Below are 16,426 nucleotides of genomic sequence, written 5' to 3' on the forward strand. Positions count from 1 at the left end.
AATTGGGGCGTAAGGTCAGCGGCGACTCGCCGCTCGCCGCAAAAAACGGAGATGCCACAAAACTGTAGCATCTCCGCAGAGAAATATGCAATGATTCAATGCAGCGTTTACGCCGCAGCAGATTCCAGAAGCTTCTGGAATGCAGTGTAGGTTTCCAGCACCTTGTCTTCACCACTCAAGGCACGCTGCCGCACAACGGCGTGGGTGAATTCTCCGTCAATGAATACCCAATAGGTGGTGTCGTCCTTTTTCACAAGGTCTACCACATGGGTGCTGCCGTCCAGCATGGTATACTCCAAGTGGAGAGCCGGCTCGGTATCTGTCGGAGCCTGTGCAGAAGTGTCCAGCGATTCGTAGGAGATCTCGGACAGTGCGGTGTAGAAGGTCTTGAACGCCTCGGTCAGTTCCGTGTCGTCGCTGTTGAAGCTTTTTCCGTTGCAGCTGTAGGTGGTGCTGGCATCGTCAAATGTGAAGCTGTCGTCGATGTCTATGGTCTTGTCATTGAAAGAACCGTGATACTGCATGGTCAGTGCGGAAACCTCACTGATGCTGAAATAGCAGACGGTGTCGTCCATGTAATCTGAAGCATTTTTTTGCAGGAATCCCAGATAGCTGGAGTCCAGTTTCAGGATCTCGTTGGTTTCCTTGTGCAGACAGTCTACATAAGAAGATGTCAGCGGATCGAAATCCTGCACCAGCAGGGTGGTGACTTCTCCGGTCGCCTGTGTAAACTGGAACATGTATGCCGGCTTGTCGAATCCGTACTCGGCATACTTGTCCTCGGTCACATCGCTGTCCCCGAAATCATCAGCTTCCAGTTCGGTAAGCTGGGTGAACAGGGTAGAGAGGTTGGCGTTGTTGACCGCAATCGGCGTTTCCAGCGGTTCTGTCAGTTTGTAGTCAGAGTTTCCGGAAGTGTCCTCAAAGGTATAGACCGTTTCGCCGTTCCGCTGTAAGGTCAGCTTGAGAATGTCAGAACTCTTGTCGTCCATGAGATAGCGGTAACGCATCTGCGTTTTGGTGACATAGAGATAACCGGCGGTGTTGGCATCTGCCAGATACACATGGTCGTCATCGTCCTGCATCACATAGAAGCTGGACTTGGTGGGATTCTGACCGCCGATGTACAGGGTCTTTTCCGGCTTGTCTGCATCACTGGTGTAGTAGGTGATCGAAATCGGATCGGACAGCCCGTAGGTTTTCAGCTTGTCGCTGTCCGCAGTTCCCAGATCCTTGGTCGCTGTCAGAGAACAGCCGTAGGTGCAGAGGGCATCAATATAATAGGTATTGATGTGCATCGCATCCCCCTCGGCAACCTGCCACTGGCTGTTGTCGTCCTTGTCAATGGTGTAATCCAGTTCCGGTGTATGGATCACCAGCTTTGTTACTGCATCGGAATCAAAGGAACTCAGCTGGAGAGCTGCCGCTTCTTCTGCAGCCTTTTCCTCTTTTTGGGTCTGGTAGTAGTCCACGCCGAAATAGGCACTGAAGCACACACCGATCAGCAGAACCAGAATCAGCCCGATAATGAGTTGTCGTTTCATATTGTACAATTGCCTCCTTGGGGCAGAAACGGATTACGAATTCCGGCGTTTGATCCAGATGCCAATGCCGGCAGCCATGATCGCTACCGGAATGACGGTGAGCACTACCATCAGCCCCTTGGCGAATCCGGCATCCTGCAGGGAAATGTAGTCGTTCGTGGTGGACTTTGTGGAAATCTCCATGTCGATGTCGCTGTCATACATCCAGCTGATCGTGCTCAGGAACAGGTATACCGGAACGATAACGGTATCATCGCTGACATGTTCGTCATCAATGAATTCCGCGTTGCCGAAAACGACCATTTTGGAATCGTTTCTGGCGATGCTGGTGGAGTCTGCTGCCAGAAGCATCTGTCCGCTTTGTTTTTCCGGATCGTCGCTGACGCCGCCGTAAGGTTCGCCCTCTGCACTGTCATAGGTGGTGATCAGGGGAGCGATGGTGTACTTGCCGCCCTCGTCGTTGTAGCGGAAGCTGCGGGATTCCGGCATAAAGGTGTACAGTCCCTGATTGAGCAGAGAGGAAGTCAGGTCGGTGGCTTCACTGTCGTCGTCCAGTTCGTTCAGTTCACACTGAATGGTGTACTTGTCGCCGGAAATGTGATAGTTGGAGTTGGTTTCCGAAACGCGGTCATAGTCCATGTAGAACCCGTAGTCCTTCATGATCGCTTCCAGATTGGTATAGGCGAATGCACCGCCGTTGGGGGACATCAGCAGGCTGATGTTGCCGCCGTTGTCCAGATATGCATTCAGCTTTTCCGCTTCTGCATCGGTAATATCCTTGGAGGGTGCTGCCACCAGTACCAGAGCCGCATCGTCCGGCACACTGTCAGTTTCCGACAGGTTCAGTTCCTTGGCGGCGTAGTTGTAGTTGGTCAGGTTGGTGGTGAACTTGGTGTAGCTGTCCAGCGACTTTTCGCCGTGACCGGACAGAAAATACACAGTCGGTGTACGGTTTTCTGCCACGCCCTTGATTGTGCCGGTAATCAGGTTTTCGCCCTTGAAGTCCTCGCCGGTGGTGTTGCCGTCATCATCAGTATAGACGGTATACATGGAAGAACCGGGGACACGTTTTTTCACGTTGTCGCAGATAAAGACCATGTCACCGGTGGACAGGGTGAATGCATTGTCGGAGTTGATCTTCTCCATGGTGTCGTTGTCGGTGTCCGGATCTACCCAGATCAGGTTGATCGACTTGTGGGCATCATAAGCTTCCAGTGCCCGATAGAGGGTGAGGGAACTCATATCGTTTTCCAGACTTTCCTTGGTGGTCAGAATGTAGAAGTCTACAGTTTTTCCCTCGCTGTCCAGCTGATCCAGATATTTTTCCGTGGTGGAGCTCAGGCTGTACTGCTTGTTGGGAGAGATGTCCCAGCTGAAGTCCAGACGGGAAACGATCATGTTCAGAACCACAGCAATGACCAGCACCAGAATGGCAAGCGTCACTGCCATGCCGGCGAATTTGGTGTTTTTCCAGTTGTGGAAACGGTTTGTTTGTTTGTTTTGACTCATAGCAGCTTACCTCCGGCTCCAGCGTCTTTTTTCAATGGAAATGATAGTCCAGATCAGGAATACCGCGATTTCCGTTACATATCCCAGCAAGTCGGAGAACTGCATCAGACCTTGGGAGAATACATAGAATTTGGTTTGGTTCGAGAACCAGCTCAATACATCAGAGAGCACCGGAATGCCGGAGAGGAAAGAGTTGACACTCAGGTTGTCCATCAGGATCAGCATCAGCATGGCAAGTTCGCTCAGCAGGATCGCCAGCAGGGGCATTTCCGTCAGAGAGGAGATGAAGATGCCCAGGGCGATGCACACCAGACCAAACAGGAAGAAGCCGATATAGGTGCAGATCAGGCTGGACCAGATAACACGGCCATAAATGGAGGTGATGATCGGATAGAACAGGGAAGCCGCCAGCATGATCAGCAGAATGGTCGCTGTAGCGAGAAACTTCGCCATGACGATCTGCGTGACGTTCAGCGGGCTGGAGAGCAGCATGGTTTCCGTGCCGTTTTTGCGTTCCTCGGAGAATGTCCGCATGGTCAGCAGCGGCAGCAGGAAGATGAAATAGAAGATGTTGACGTAAAAGATCGAGGAGAACGAAAACGTATAGGTAGATGAAGAAACATTACCGATCTCCTGAATGAACGTCAGGGAGAATGTCGCCATAAAGAACGCGATGACAAAGTACGCGATCGGCGACAGAAAGTAACTCTGTAATTCCTTTTTATATAGTGAAAACATGGGTGGTTAGTCCTCCTTCTTGCCGTCTGTTCCGGCAGCATCTTCCGCCGGAGCATCTGCGGCAGACTTGTCCTCTGCCGGCTGGGCTGCGGGTTCCTGTGCGGCTTCGTCGTCCATTTCCTGCAACAGATCCTCCAGACTGGAGTGCTTGGTCTTCTGATTGACCAGCTTGACAAATACCTGTTCCAGATTTCTTTTTTCGGTGGAAATTTCCAGTACTTCCAGACCGTGCTGGAGCAGTGCAGAGAGCAGAGCGTTCCGCACACCGTCATTTTCCAGTTCCACATCGTATGTATAGACACCAGTCTGGACAAACTGAATATTGTCCACGCGGACAACGCCGTCCACACTTCTGGCGACCTTCGGCACTTCTCTGGAACTGCCCTGTACTTTCAGCTTTACCACCAGACCGGAATCGTCAGCTTCTTCCAGCCGTTCAATGGTGTCGTCTGCCTTGATCTCGCCGTGGTTGATGATGACGATGCGGTCGCAGACAGCACTGATCTCGCCCAGAATGTGGGAACTCAGGATAATGGCGTGGTTCCGCCGCAGATCCAGGATCAGGTTGCGGACTTCCATCAGCTGTGTCGGGTCCAGACCAACGGTAGGTTCGTCGAGGATCAGCACCGGCGGGTCGCCGAGGATCGCCATGGCAAATCCCACACGCTGCTTATAGCCCTTGGAGAGGTTCCGGATCAGCCGCTTCTGCACGTCAGTGATCTTGAGGCGTTCCATGACACGTTCCACTTCGCCCTTGCGTTTTGCCGCCGGAATGCCTTTCAGACCGGCAGCGAAGTTCAGATATTCCCGCACCTTCATATCCGGATAGACCGGCGGGATCTCCGGCAGAAAGCCGATGCATCGCTTTGCTTTGACAGGCTGCTGGGCGATGTCATAGCCCTGGATCTTGACGCTGCCGCCGGTGGCGGGAATGACACCTGCCATAATATTTAATGTAGTGGACTTGCCGGCACCGTTCGGCCCCAGAAAGCCCAGTACCTCGTTTTCCTTTATGGTAAAGCTGATGCCTTTGAGAGCAGCTTTATTTCCATAGTATTTGGTCAGGTTTTGAATTTCAACCATATCATGCTCCTTTCTGCAAAAAGCCATTTTGTAGGCAGTTTGCACCTTCCTCTTATTATCGCAAAATAATATGTTGTTGTCATATACAGAATGTAACCATATCATGAAATATAGAAAAAATGGATAAAAGGGCTTCTGCAACTGGCAGAAAAGCTTGTGCGTATCGCAAAAAGCAGTATGCCATATTTGTGTGATAGGGCTGTGAAAAACAGACGGAAAACCGGCGAAAGTACAAAAAACTACGGAAAAGATATGTGATGCCATAAAAATATAGGTCAACTTGCACAAAACACCGATGGAAAATCTGTACATTGCTACAAAAATGCGTTTTTCAACAGCAGGAATTTGTGCAAAGGGTTGACATCGATTGCAAAGGGGTGTATAATTTTTGGTATGAAAGAGGGTATCCTTGTGTGCGTTCTGTGAAAATGGACAAAGGATACGCTCAAAATTATGTGTCGCCTGTTCGCCGGGTCCTGCCATGAAGAAAGGATGCGAGCCTGCGGCATTCCACCATTTCCTACATTTATCTTTCAGAGAGGGGAATTTCTAAACATGCAATTCAAGAAAAGCAAAACATTTCTGGCTGCTGTACTGGCTGCTGCAATGACATGCTCGGCAATCCTGCCGACTGCTGCATCTGCTGCCGGCTCCAGAACTAAGGACGAGGCTTACGGTGATGACTCTTATGCAGCACGCTTTATGTCGCTGTATGATGACGTTGTAACCAACGGTGTGGAAAACGGCTATATGTCCAGCACAAACACCGTTTCCGGTGGTCTGGGTATCCCGTTCCACTCGGTAGAAGAACTGTGCATCGAAGCTCCGGACTACGGTCACGAAACTACTTCTGAAGCACTGTCCTACCTGGTATGGGCTGCTGCAATGCGTGATAACATCGTAAACGATGCAAGCAAGGGCGAAGTAACCGTAAAGAACACCAAGGATGCTTCTACCGAATCCATCGGCGATCTGGCTAAGGCTTGGAAGACCATGGAAGCAACTATGATCCCGGATCAGCAGGGCGGCAACTTCATGCAGAAGGGCGGCCAGCTGAGTGCTACTTACAGCGACGAGTGGGGTCAGATTGAACAGTATCCGACCGATATGGCACAGGGCAACACCGCACAGAACCCGATCCACCAGAGCTTCTGCTCCGCATACGGCAGCGATAAGGGTCTGTACCTGATGCACTGGCTGGCTGACGTTGATGACTGGTATGGCTTCGGCGGTAAGAATGGTACTCAGGGCAAGCAGACTGGTGTCACCACAAGCGGCAGCAGACAGTTCACACTGATCAACACCTTCCAGCGTGGTGAACAGGAATCCTGCTGGGAAACCATTCCGCACGCTTGTACCGACCTGCACGATGTAGGCTATGGTCTGAACGGCAACGGCGGTATGAAGGGCTTCTTCAACACCGAACAGAATCCGGCTCAGCAGTGGTCTTACACCAACGCACCGGACGCAGAAGACCGTGCAATTCAGGCTGTTTACGATGCAAACAGATGGGGTGTCGGCGATCAGACTGTTGACTCCAAGTGGGGCGGCGGTCAGTCCATCTCTGCACTGGCTGGTAAGATGGGTGACGAAACCCGTAACAATATGTACGATAAGTACTACAAGGCAATTGGCTGCCAGGACAAGTGGGCTAAGGGCGGCAGTGATAATGGTAAGCATTATCTGATGAACTGGTACACCTCCTGGGGCGGTGCAATGGACGGCTCCTGGGCATGGCAGATCGGTGCATCTCACTGCCACGAATTCTATCAGAACCCGCTGGCTGCATATGCACTGGTAAATGATTCTGCACTGAACGCAGGCATGAAAGCACAGGGTGCTACAGAGGACTTCGAAGCTTCTCTGAGCAGACAGATGGAACTGTACCTGTGGCTGATGTCTAAGGACGGCCCGATCGCCGGCGGCTGCACCAACTCCTGGAACGGCCGTTATGAGCAGTATCCGTCCGGTCAGGCTACTTTCTATAATATGGCTTATCTGGAACACCCTGTATACGCTGACCCGGGTTCCAACCACTGGATCGGTAACCAGGTATGGGCTGTACAGCGTCTGGCTGAACTGTATTATGTTGTAAAGAGCGACAATGCAAATGATCCGCAGGTCGGCAAGACTGGTCTGAAGCTGAGCGAAGCTCTGGAAAAGATCCTGGATCGCTGGGTAGGCTGGTTCATGGACAACACCATTCTGGGTAAGGCAAACGGCGAAAAGACATTCTCTGCAAAGTATGAGCCGTATGATACTACTGAAACAGAGTTTACAATTCCGGATCTGTCTAAGGGTATAACTGATGACGGCGAATCCTTCTCGATCCCGTCCAGCCTGATCTGGTCTGGTCAGCCGAACGATTGGAAGGGCACATATCAGGATAACAACAACCTGACCTGCACCATCGTTGGCTACGGCGACGGTGACCTGGGTTGTGTATCTTCTCTGGCAAACACTTTGATCTACTATGCAAAAGCAAAGGGCGTTGCAACAAGCGACATGGCTGCTGCAAAGACTTCTTATGAGAACAAGACCACTGCATCTGCTGCTTCTGCTACAGAACTGGCACAGCAGTCCCTGTACCTCGGCAAACAGCTCCTCGACAGAGAGTGGAACAAGTATCGTGATGATATTGGTCTGGGCGTTTCCGACCACAACACCAACCTGAAGAGACTGTGGGAAACCAAGCTGGCTCTGCCGGACGGCACTCGTGCAAACGGTGAAAACAAGGTTCTGTCCGCTAGCCGTTACACCGGTACAATGCCGAACGGTGATACCGTTAAGGACGGCGTAGCATTCGTAGACATTCGTTCCAACTATAAGGATACCACTGGCGAGTACATGAGCAAGGACGCTAACGGCAAGACCATGTACGATTATGCTAAGGAATGCTATGATGCAAAGGGCAACACCGATGATTACTACTTCACTCTGCACAGATTCTGGCATGCAGGTGACATCATGATGGCTCTGGGTACTATGCATGAACTGTATCCGGATATGCCGGTTGATGGTGACGATACTCCGTCTGAAGATCTGGTTGTAACACCGTCTGATATTGAGATCACTGTTGGCGAAAGCGAAACCTTGAAGCCGAATCAGACTGGCTGCACTTTCGAGTCTGCTGATTCTACCATTGCTTCTGTAGATGCTGATGGTAACGTAACTGGTGTTTCCGAAGGCGAAACCACAATCAAGGTTTCCAAGGACGGCAAGACTGCTGAAGTAAAGGTAACTGTTAAGGCTGCTGCTACTACTGACACAACTGCTACCACTGATGTAACTACTGAAACTACAGATTCTGATGTAACTACTGCATCTACTTCTGTTTCTTCTGTATCTATCACTCCGGGTCAGCTGCTGCTGGGCGACACCAATCTGGACGGCTCTGTAGACGTTACAGACGCAGTTCTGCTGAACAAGAAGGCTGCAAATGTTGTATCCTTCAATGAACAGCAGACTCTGAACGGCGACTGCTACGATCAGAACGGCGAAATCGACGGCAACGATGCAACGGCTCTGCTGAAGTTCCTGGTTCACATTCTGAAGGGTCTGCCGGAAAACTCCAGCATGAACGCATAAGAGAATCACGAATCTCAACGATTTTCATCTATTACAAAAGGCACTATAGCTGTAAAGGCTGTAGTGCCTTTTTGTATTGTCGGTGTCTGCTGTCTGGGTGGCACGGAAAAAGTTTCACAATATGACTTGATTTTTCTGTGCCAAAATGCTATAATAAGATACTATGGAATATTATTGCATGGAAACTCTGGCGGTTTCCGGAGGAGTGTGACATTTTTGAAAAGTATGACGGGATACGGTCGTGCGACGGCACGGACGGAACGCTATGAGATCACCGCAGAGGTGCATTCCGTGAACCACCGGTTTCTGGAAACCTCTGTGCGGCTGCCCCGCAGCTTCAGCTATCTGGAAGAAAAACTGAAAGAACAGGTGCAGCAGAAAATTTCCCGCGGCAAGGTCGAGGTAACGCTCACCATGCAGACGATCGGTGCAAAATCCACTGTGGTGGAAATCAATCACGATGTGGTGACGGCATATCTGCAAGCCGTTGCGGCGGAAAATGCACTGCTTCGGGAGTCCGGCTTCCGCAGGAACCAGATCATGCTGGGCACTGCGGCGGACGAAAACAGCAATGCGACAGATGCCCTGCCGCTTTCCACACTGCTGCGGATTCCCGATGCCTTTCAGGTGCAGCAGGTGGCAGATGATCCCGATGTGATCTGGAGCGAAGTCCAGCCAGTCATGGCAGAAGCGTTGCAGCAGTTCGTGGCAATGCGGGAAACCGAGGGCAAGCGTCTGGCAGATGACGTGGCATTTCATCTGGATCGTCTGGCGGAAATGACCGATGCCGTGGAAAAGCTGGTGCCGGAAACCGTGCAGCAGTACTATGAAAAGCTGTACCGGAAAATCACGGAATTGCTGGGCGACCGGACTGTGGACGAATCCCGTCTGGTGACAGAAGCTGCCGTGGTTGCGGAAAAAATCGCGGTAGACGAAGAACTGGTGCGGCTGCGGAGCCACATTGCACAGTTCCGTGTATTCCTGACCAGTACGGAACCGGTAGGCAGAAAAATGGATTTTCTGGTGCAGGAACTGAATCGGGAAGTCAACACCACCGGCTCAAAATCGCAGCATTTGGAAATCACCAAATTGGTGGTAGATATGAAATCTGAAATCGAAAAAATTCGGGAACAGATTCAAAATATCGAATGAGAAAGGAAGTATGCAGCATGAAAAAAGGAACATTGTTTGTCATCTCCGGTCCGTCGGGCTGCGGAAAAGGCACCGTGCTGAAAGAGGTGCTGAAAAATCCTGACCTGTATTTTTCCGTTTCGGCAACCACGCGTGATCCCCGCCCCGGCGAAGTGGACGGTGTCAACTATCGCTTTATGACCAACGAAGCCTTTGAAGCCCTGATCGAACAGGACGGTTTCTTGGAATATGCCGGCTACTGTGACCACTATTACGGTTCGCCGAAACAGCCGGTGGAAGAACAGCTGGCAATGGGAAAAAGTGTCATTCTGGAAATCGAAGTCGAGGGTGCTATGAAAGTTCGTGCGGCTCGTCCGGACGCAGTGTTCGTGTTTATCCTGCCGCCGTCTATGACAGAACTGGAAAACCGGCTTCGCGGTCGTGGCACTGAGGCAGAAGAAGTGGTGCAAAAGCGTGTGGCACAGGCAAAACGGGAAATCGGTTTTGCGGAAAAATACGATTACGTTGTGATTAACGATGACTTGTCTGCGGCGATTGCTGATGTCAATGCAATCCTGTGTGCAGAATCTCATAAAACAAAGAAAAATTTGGAAGAAATCAAAGAGGTGCTTGGAAAATGAATATGTTAAGACCGTCTGTCAATCAGCTGATTACAAAAAATGAAAGCAGTTATTCTCTGGTAATCGGCGTGGCGAAACGTGCCCGCGAGATTGCCGATGAACTGTATGAAAATGGAAAAACATTAGAGGAAAAGCCGGTGAAAACAGCCATTCGCGAACTGGCTGCCGGAAAATATCGTATCGTAGACAACTTCGAAGAACCGGCTCAGAACCACTAAGTAAATGGAAAAACAAGCGGAATTGCCGAAAATCTGGTGCGTAGGCGTGGCAGTCTGTGCGGCTTCTTATACGTTTGACCGGCTGTTTTCCTACATTGCCATGCAGGAGATCCCTGCCGGCTGCCGTGTAGTCGTGCCGTTCGGCAAGGGAAATGCCAAACGTGTGGGAATCGTGCTGTCCTGTGCAGAACAGGCTGCCCAGCCCGAACAGCAGCTGAAGCCGGTGCTTGCGGTGGTGGACAAACAGCCGATCCTGTCGCCGGAAATGCTGGATCTGGTGTTCTGGCTCAAGGAAATGACGTTCTGTACATATTACGATGCAGTGCGAACCATTTTGCCTGCCGGCATGCAGGTGCAGCTGGTGGAAACCATTTCGCTGGCAGAGCCGCAGCCGGACTGCCCGCTGACAGATGCCGAAGCACACCTGCTGTTTTTCCTGCGGGGAGCAAAGACCAAGCAGGAATTCCGGCGGATTCTGGCGGACGCAGATACACAGGGCAAAAAAATCGTGGATACGCTGGTACAGAAAGGCTTTCTGCTCCGGCAGGAAACGGTAAAGGAAAAGACCCACGGACAGACCGGCATCAAGATGCTGCGAATGGCAGTTCCGCCGGACGAAGTGCCGCCTGTGACCAAAACCCAGCAGAAGCTGGTGCGGATCTTACAGGAAACCGGTGCCGTTTCGGAAAAAGAGGCGTGCTATCTCAGCGGCGTGACTACAGCGGTGGCGAAAAAGCTGGTGCAGAATGGCGTGGTGGAATCCTATACGGTGAAGCCGCCGCTGCACACATATGCCGCCAGCGGTCAGACCTGCCAGCCCGCAGACATCGTGCTGTCCGCGGAACAGCAGGCAGTATATGACCGCATGGTCGCTGCACTGGGCGAGGGCATGCACTGCTTTTTACTGCACGGTGTCACCGGCAGCGGCAAGACCAGCGTGTTTATCCGGCTGATCGACACCGTGGTGCAGCGTGGAAAGCAGGTGATCCTGCTGGTGCCGGAAATCGCTCTTACGCCCCAGATCGTGGAGCAGTTCTATCAGCTGTTCGGCAATATCGTGGCGGTGATCCACAGTGAGCTGTCCTTGGGGCAGCGGAGCGAAACGTGGCGGAGCATCGCTTCCGGTGCGGTGAAGATCATCATCGGCACCAGAAGTGCCGTTTTTGCACCGGTGCAGAATCTGGGGCTGATCGTCGTGGACGAGGAGGGCGAGCGTACCTATAAGTCGGACAGTGCCCCGCGGTATCATGCGATCTCCGTGGCAAAAAAACGCTGCCAGACCCATCACTGCCCGCTGCTGCTTGCTTCGGCAACCCCTTCGGTGGAAAGCTACTACTTTGCCAAACGGGGAATCTATACCCTGCTGGAGATGCACCAGCGGTATAATCAGACACCGCTGCCCCACGTGGAAGTGGTGGATATGCAGGAGGAGAGAACTCTCGGCAAAGAGGGCATGTTCTCCGAAACGCTGGCACAGGCACTGTGGGACAACTTAGAATCGGGCAGCCAGTCGCTGCTGCTGCTGAACCGCCGCGGGTATCATACCATTATCAGCTGTGCGTCCTGCAATCAGCCGGTGTACTGCCCAAATTGCAGTATCCCCATGACCTATCACAAAGTCAACAACAGCCTGATGTGCCATTACTGCGGACATACGCAGGACATGGTGGAAACCTGTCCCTCCTGCGGTGGAAAGCACCTGCGGAAAATGGGCTTTGGCACCCAGCGGCTGGAAGAAGAACTCCGGCTGATCGTGCCGGAAGCACGGATACTCCGCATGGACGCGGACACCACCATGTCCCGCTATGCCTACGAGGAACGGTTTCAGGAATTCCGGCAGGGCAAGTATGACATCATGCTGGGAACGCAGATGATCGGCAAGGGGCTGGATTTCCCCAATGTCACGCTGGTAGGTGTGCTGTCGGTGGACAAGGCTCTGTACGCCGGCGATTTCCGCAGCTATGAGCGAACCTTTTCCCTGATCACACAGGTCGTGGGACGGGGCGGCAGAGGTGAAAAAGCCGGCCGTGCCATTTTGCAGACCAGCATGCCGGAGCATTATGTGCTGCGGTTGGCGGCACAGCAGGCGTATCCGGCGTTTTACGAACAGGAGATCGCCCTGCGGCGGCAGCTGATCTTCCCGCCGATCTGTGATATTTGTGTGGTCGGCTTTACCGGCATGCGGGAACCGGACGTGCGGACAGCGGCAATGCACACCGCAGACGTGCTCAAAGATCAGATCCGGAAAACCGGCTTTTCCTATCCGATCTGGGTGCTGGAACCGGTGCCCTGTGTTTACGGCAGGATCAACGGAAAATACCGGTATCAGCTGGTGATCAAATGTAAGAATACCAAGCCCTATCGTGATCTGATTCATGCGGTGCTGACCGAAGCCGGTGCAGACCGCAGCTTTGCCCGCGTGCATCTGTATGCGGACATGAACGGAGATGTGGGCATATAAGGCTGTCCTGAAGTTGCGGGGCAATAGGAGGAATATCTATGGCAATTCGACGTATCGTAAAAGAGGGCGATCCGATTTTACGCATGAAGTGCCGTCCGGTGACCGAGTTCGGGGAAAAGCTGAACCAGTTGCTGGACGATATGCACGAAACATTGGAACAGGCGAACGGTGTTGGTCTGGCTGCACCGCAGGTGGGCTACTGCCGCCGTTTTTTCATTATGCATCTGGGTGATGTGAAAATCGAAGCGATCAATCCGGAGATCAAAAAAACCAGCGGCAAACAGTACGTGCTGGAGGGCTGCCTTTCCGTGCCCAACAAGTGGGGCTATGTGACACGCCCGAACAAGTGCAAGTTCCGTGCCCAGAACCGTAAGGGCGAGTGGTACGAAATGACACTGTCCGGACTGGGAGCACAGTGCGTCTGCCATGAAAACGCTCATCTGGACGGACAGCTGTTCATTGATGTGGTAGAAGAATTTGTAGATCCGGAGGATTTGGAAGAAGCATGAGAATCGTTTATATGGGAACGCCGGACATCGCAGTGCCGACGCTGCGGTTTCTGGCAGAGAGCAAGCATGAAGTCGTGGGCGTTCTGACCCAGCCGGATCGTCCCAAGGGGCGGGGACACCACACCATTCCCACGCCGGTGAAAGCGGCTGCTCTGGAATATGACATTCCGGTATACCAGCCCCTGTCCCTGCGAAAAGGGGAAGATGCAGCGGCAGCTCTGGAAACGCTGCGGCAGTTGGCACCGGATCTGATCGTGGTGCTGGCATACGGACAGCTTTTGCCGAAAGAAGTGCTGGAACTGCCGAAGTATCGCTGCATCAACCTCCACGCTTCTCTGCTGCCGGCATACCGCGGAGCAGCCCCGATTCAGTGGGTGATTCTGAACGGCGAAACCAAAACTGGTGTCACTGCCCAGCAAATGGCAGAGGGACTGGACACCGGTGATATGCTGGTAAAAAAAGAGATCGCCATTGGAGCAGAGGAAACCGCAGAGGAACTGTATGAACGGCTGTCGGAACTCTGCGTGGAAACCCTGAGCGAAACGCTGGAACAGCTGGAAGCCGGCACCTTGCAGGGCACTCCGCAGGACGATGCACAGTCCTCTTATGCATCGCGTATCACAAAGGAAATGTCTGCACTGGACTTCACCCGTCCGGCGGCAGAACTGCATAACCTGATTCGCGGCATCACCGGATTTACCATGCTGGAGGGCAAACGCCTGAAGGTGTATGGTTCTCGTGTGGTAGAGGGCGTTTCCGGAGAAGCCGGAACGATTGCAGAGCCGGAAGATTTCGTCGTTGCATGCGGTGACGGAAACGGGCTGCGGTTCACGGAGATTCAGCCGGAGGGCAAACGCCGCATGGCAACGGCAGATTTTCTCCGTGGCAAGAAGCTGAAAAAAGGTGAAAAACTGGGGAACGCAGAATAAGATGTGTAAACGAAAGTGAGGGAAGCCTATGCAGTTTTACGATGGTTGGTTTGATGTGGGATATGGACTGGTGATCGTCGGCCTAATCATCAGCCTTTGGGCATCGTGGAATGTGAAGTCCACATTCCGGCGGTATCAGAATGACCGCAACAGCCGCGGGCTGACGGCGGCACAGGTGGCACGGCAGATTCTGGACGACAACGGTCTGTATCAGATTCGCATTGAACAGATCGCCGGCAATCTGACTGACCACTATGACCCCAGCGGCAACGTGATCCGGCTGTCTGAGAGTGTGTACAATTCCACCTCTGTGGCAGCTATCGGCGTAGCCGCCCATGAATGCGGGCATGCCGTACAGCATGAGGTGAACTACGTCCCCATGCAGGTACGCAGTGCCATTATTCCCATTACCCAGATCGGTTCCCGCTTCTGGTATATCATTTTTGTGCTGGGCATGATATTCAGCAATTCTTATATCGGTGCTCCGCTGCAAATGATCGGCATTCTGCTGTTCACCCTGATCGTGGTGTTCCAGCTGGTGACACTGCCGGTGGAATTCAACGCCAGCCGCCGTGCCATGCAGACGCTGGAGAGCCGGTATATTCTCTCCGGTGAGGAACTGACCAAGGCAAGAAAAGTGCTGACCGCGGCAGCCCTCACCTACGTGGCAGCCCTGCTCAATGGCATCTTACAGCTGCTGCGTCTGCTGTCAATTTCAAAGAGGAACAATCGAAGATGAGTGCAAGAAAACTGGCAGTACAGCTGCTGAACCGAACCGAACAGGAACAGAGTTATTCCAATCTGCTGCTGGACAGTGCCCTGTCCCAGTCCCAGCTGGACGAACGGGACAAGCGGCTCTGTGCCTCTCTGTACTACGGCGTGATCGAACGGCGTATTACATTAGATGCGGTGCTTTCGCACTACAGCAAGCAGCCCCTGCGGAAGCTGGACAGCACCGTGTGGAACATTCTCCGTCTGGGCATTTACCAGCTTCTCTACTGCGACCAGATCCCCAGCCGTGCAGCAGTCAATGAAAGCGTCAAGCTGACCAGAAGCTGCCGGAAAGCCAGTGCGTCCGGCTTTGTCAATGCGGTGCTCCGCGGTTTCCTGCGGGACGACTGCAAGATTCCGTACCCGAAAGATCCCAAGGCGGCAATGGCTGTGGAATATGCCGTTCCCCAGTGGCTGCTGGAAAAGCTGGTGAACGCTTATGGTATGGATACCACAAAGGCATTTCTGGCGGACGCTCTCCAGCCGGCTCCGCGGTTTATCCGGCAGAATCCGGCGGCATGCACCTGTGCAGAACTGGAACAGGCATTGGGAGATGCCATTCGTCCCACAAATCTGACAGGTGCCTATGAACTGCACGCCGGCGATATTCGCAAACTGCCGGAATTCCGCAAGGGCTGGTTCTATGTGCAGGATCTCTCCTCCCAGATCTGTGCTCTGGCACTGGGGGCAGCGTCCGGCGAAACAGTACTGGACTTGTGTGCTGCACCGGGCGGAAAAACCTGTACCATTGCGGCAGGCATGGAGCAGACCGGCTGCGTACATGCCTTTGATCTGGCGGAGCATCGGGTAAAGCTGATACAGGACAACGTGAAGCGGCTGGGGCTGCGGAACGTGCAGGCGGCACAGGGCGATGCCACCCGGTTTCAGGAAGCTTACGCCGGTGCAGACTGTGTGCTCTGTGATGTGCCCTGCTCCGGTATCGGTGTGCTGCGGCACAAGCCGGAGGTCAAGGAAAAATCACCGGAGGCACTGGCAGAACTGCCGGCACTACAGCTGGCAATTCTGGAAAACGGTGCCCGCTATGTGAAAGCCGGCGGAATCCTTCAGTACTCCACCTGCACCATTCTCAAAGAGGAAAACGAGGGTGTGGCAGAAGCCTTTTTGCAGGCACACCCAGAGTTTGAACCGGTACCGGTGTATCCGGCTCTGGGCGGCGTACTGGAACAGCCTATGGCAACCATTTTGCCGGAGATGTTCGGCAGCGACGGCTTTTTTGTGGCGAAGTTCCGGAAAAAAGGATAGGGCAATCCCGCACAAAGAGCGTCTGGCGACTTTGCACGCCA

At 52.9% G+C, this 16,426-nt stretch carries 13 protein-coding genes; 9 read left to right on the plus strand and 4 right to left on the minus strand.

From position 1 onward, the window contains the following. Positions 1–107 precede the first annotated feature (107 nt). Genes RUMCAL_RS04735 through RUMCAL_RS04750 form a run of 4 tightly spaced genes read right to left on the minus strand, consistent with a single transcriptional unit; the run spans position 108 to position 4,874 of the window. Positions 108–1,544 carry a DUF4340 domain-containing protein gene (locus RUMCAL_RS04735; RefSeq protein ID WP_021681446.1) on the minus strand — a complete coding sequence of 479 codons (1,437 nt, stop codon included), beginning with the start codon at positions 1,542–1,544 and terminating at the stop codon, positions 108–110. Positions 1,545–1,577: 33 nt separating this feature from the next. Next, complete coding sequence (locus RUMCAL_RS04740; protein WP_021681447.1) at positions 1,578–3,053, minus strand: GldG family protein; 1,476 nt, start codon at positions 3,051–3,053, stop codon at positions 1,578–1,580. A 6-nt stretch (positions 3,054–3,059) separates the two neighbouring features. Then, positions 3,060–3,791: an ABC transporter permease gene (locus RUMCAL_RS04745; RefSeq protein WP_021681448.1), complete on the minus strand. Its 732-nt coding sequence runs from the start codon at positions 3,789–3,791 to the stop codon at positions 3,060–3,062. A 6-nt stretch (positions 3,792–3,797) separates the two neighbouring features. Beyond that, the gene (locus RUMCAL_RS04750) at positions 3,798–4,874 is read right to left on the minus strand and encodes an ABC transporter ATP-binding protein (RefSeq protein ID WP_040647059.1); all 1,077 of its coding nucleotides are present in this window, start codon (positions 4,872–4,874) and stop codon (positions 3,798–3,800) included. Between the two features lie 555 nt (positions 4,875–5,429). On the opposite strand from RUMCAL_RS04750, the gene RUMCAL_RS04755 reads away from it, so the two are divergent. The 9 genes from RUMCAL_RS04755 to rsmB all read left to right on the plus strand — a co-directional run bounded on the left by RUMCAL_RS04755 (position 5,430) and on the right by rsmB (position 16,385). Further along, on the plus strand, positions 5,430–8,462 hold the full coding sequence (locus RUMCAL_RS04755; protein WP_051343666.1) for a glycoside hydrolase family 48 protein: 3,033 nt from the start codon (positions 5,430–5,432) through the stop codon (positions 8,460–8,462). A 225-nt stretch (positions 8,463–8,687) separates the two neighbouring features. After that, a complete protein-coding gene (locus tag RUMCAL_RS04760; protein ID WP_021681451.1) occupies positions 8,688–9,614 on the plus strand; it encodes a YicC/YloC family endoribonuclease in 927 nt (308 codons plus the stop codon). 17 nt (positions 9,615–9,631) lie between these two features. Then, entirely contained in the window at positions 9,632–10,234 is a 603-nt protein-coding gene (gmk, locus tag RUMCAL_RS04765) for a guanylate kinase (RefSeq protein ID WP_084194343.1), read from the plus strand. Further along, positions 10,231–10,452 (plus strand): DNA-directed RNA polymerase subunit omega, encoded by a 222-nt coding sequence (gene rpoZ / locus RUMCAL_RS04770; protein ID WP_021681453.1) that lies wholly within the window; start codon positions 10,231–10,233, stop codon positions 10,450–10,452. Before gmk ends, rpoZ begins: the two co-directional genes overlap by 4 nt. A gap of 4 nt (positions 10,453–10,456) precedes the next feature. After that, the gene (priA, locus tag RUMCAL_RS04775; protein WP_021681454.1) at positions 10,457–12,913 is read left to right on the plus strand and encodes a replication restart helicase PriA; all 2,457 of its coding nucleotides are present in this window, start codon (positions 10,457–10,459) and stop codon (positions 12,911–12,913) included. A 38-nt stretch (positions 12,914–12,951) separates the two neighbouring features. Then, on the plus strand, positions 12,952–13,422 hold the full coding sequence (gene def / locus RUMCAL_RS04780) for a peptide deformylase (RefSeq protein ID WP_021681455.1): 471 nt from the start codon (positions 12,952–12,954) through the stop codon (positions 13,420–13,422). Beyond that, positions 13,419–14,351, plus strand: coding sequence for a methionyl-tRNA formyltransferase (gene fmt, locus RUMCAL_RS04785; protein WP_021681456.1), 933 nt, complete (start codon positions 13,419–13,421; stop codon positions 14,349–14,351). Before def ends, fmt begins: the two co-directional genes overlap by 4 nt. 28 nt (positions 14,352–14,379) lie before the next feature. Next, positions 14,380–15,090, plus strand: coding sequence for a zinc metallopeptidase (locus RUMCAL_RS04790; protein WP_021681457.1), 711 nt, complete (start codon positions 14,380–14,382; stop codon positions 15,088–15,090). After that, positions 15,087–16,385, plus strand: coding sequence for a 16S rRNA (cytosine(967)-C(5))-methyltransferase RsmB (gene rsmB / locus RUMCAL_RS04795; RefSeq protein ID WP_021681458.1), 1,299 nt, complete (start codon positions 15,087–15,089; stop codon positions 16,383–16,385). Before RUMCAL_RS04790 ends, rsmB begins: the two co-directional genes overlap by 4 nt. Positions 16,386–16,426 lie beyond the last annotated feature (41 nt).

The organism is Ruminococcus callidus ATCC 27760, assembly GCF_000468015.1.
Taxonomy (GTDB): domain Bacteria; phylum Bacillota; class Clostridia; order Oscillospirales; family Ruminococcaceae; genus Ruminococcus_C; species Ruminococcus_C callidus.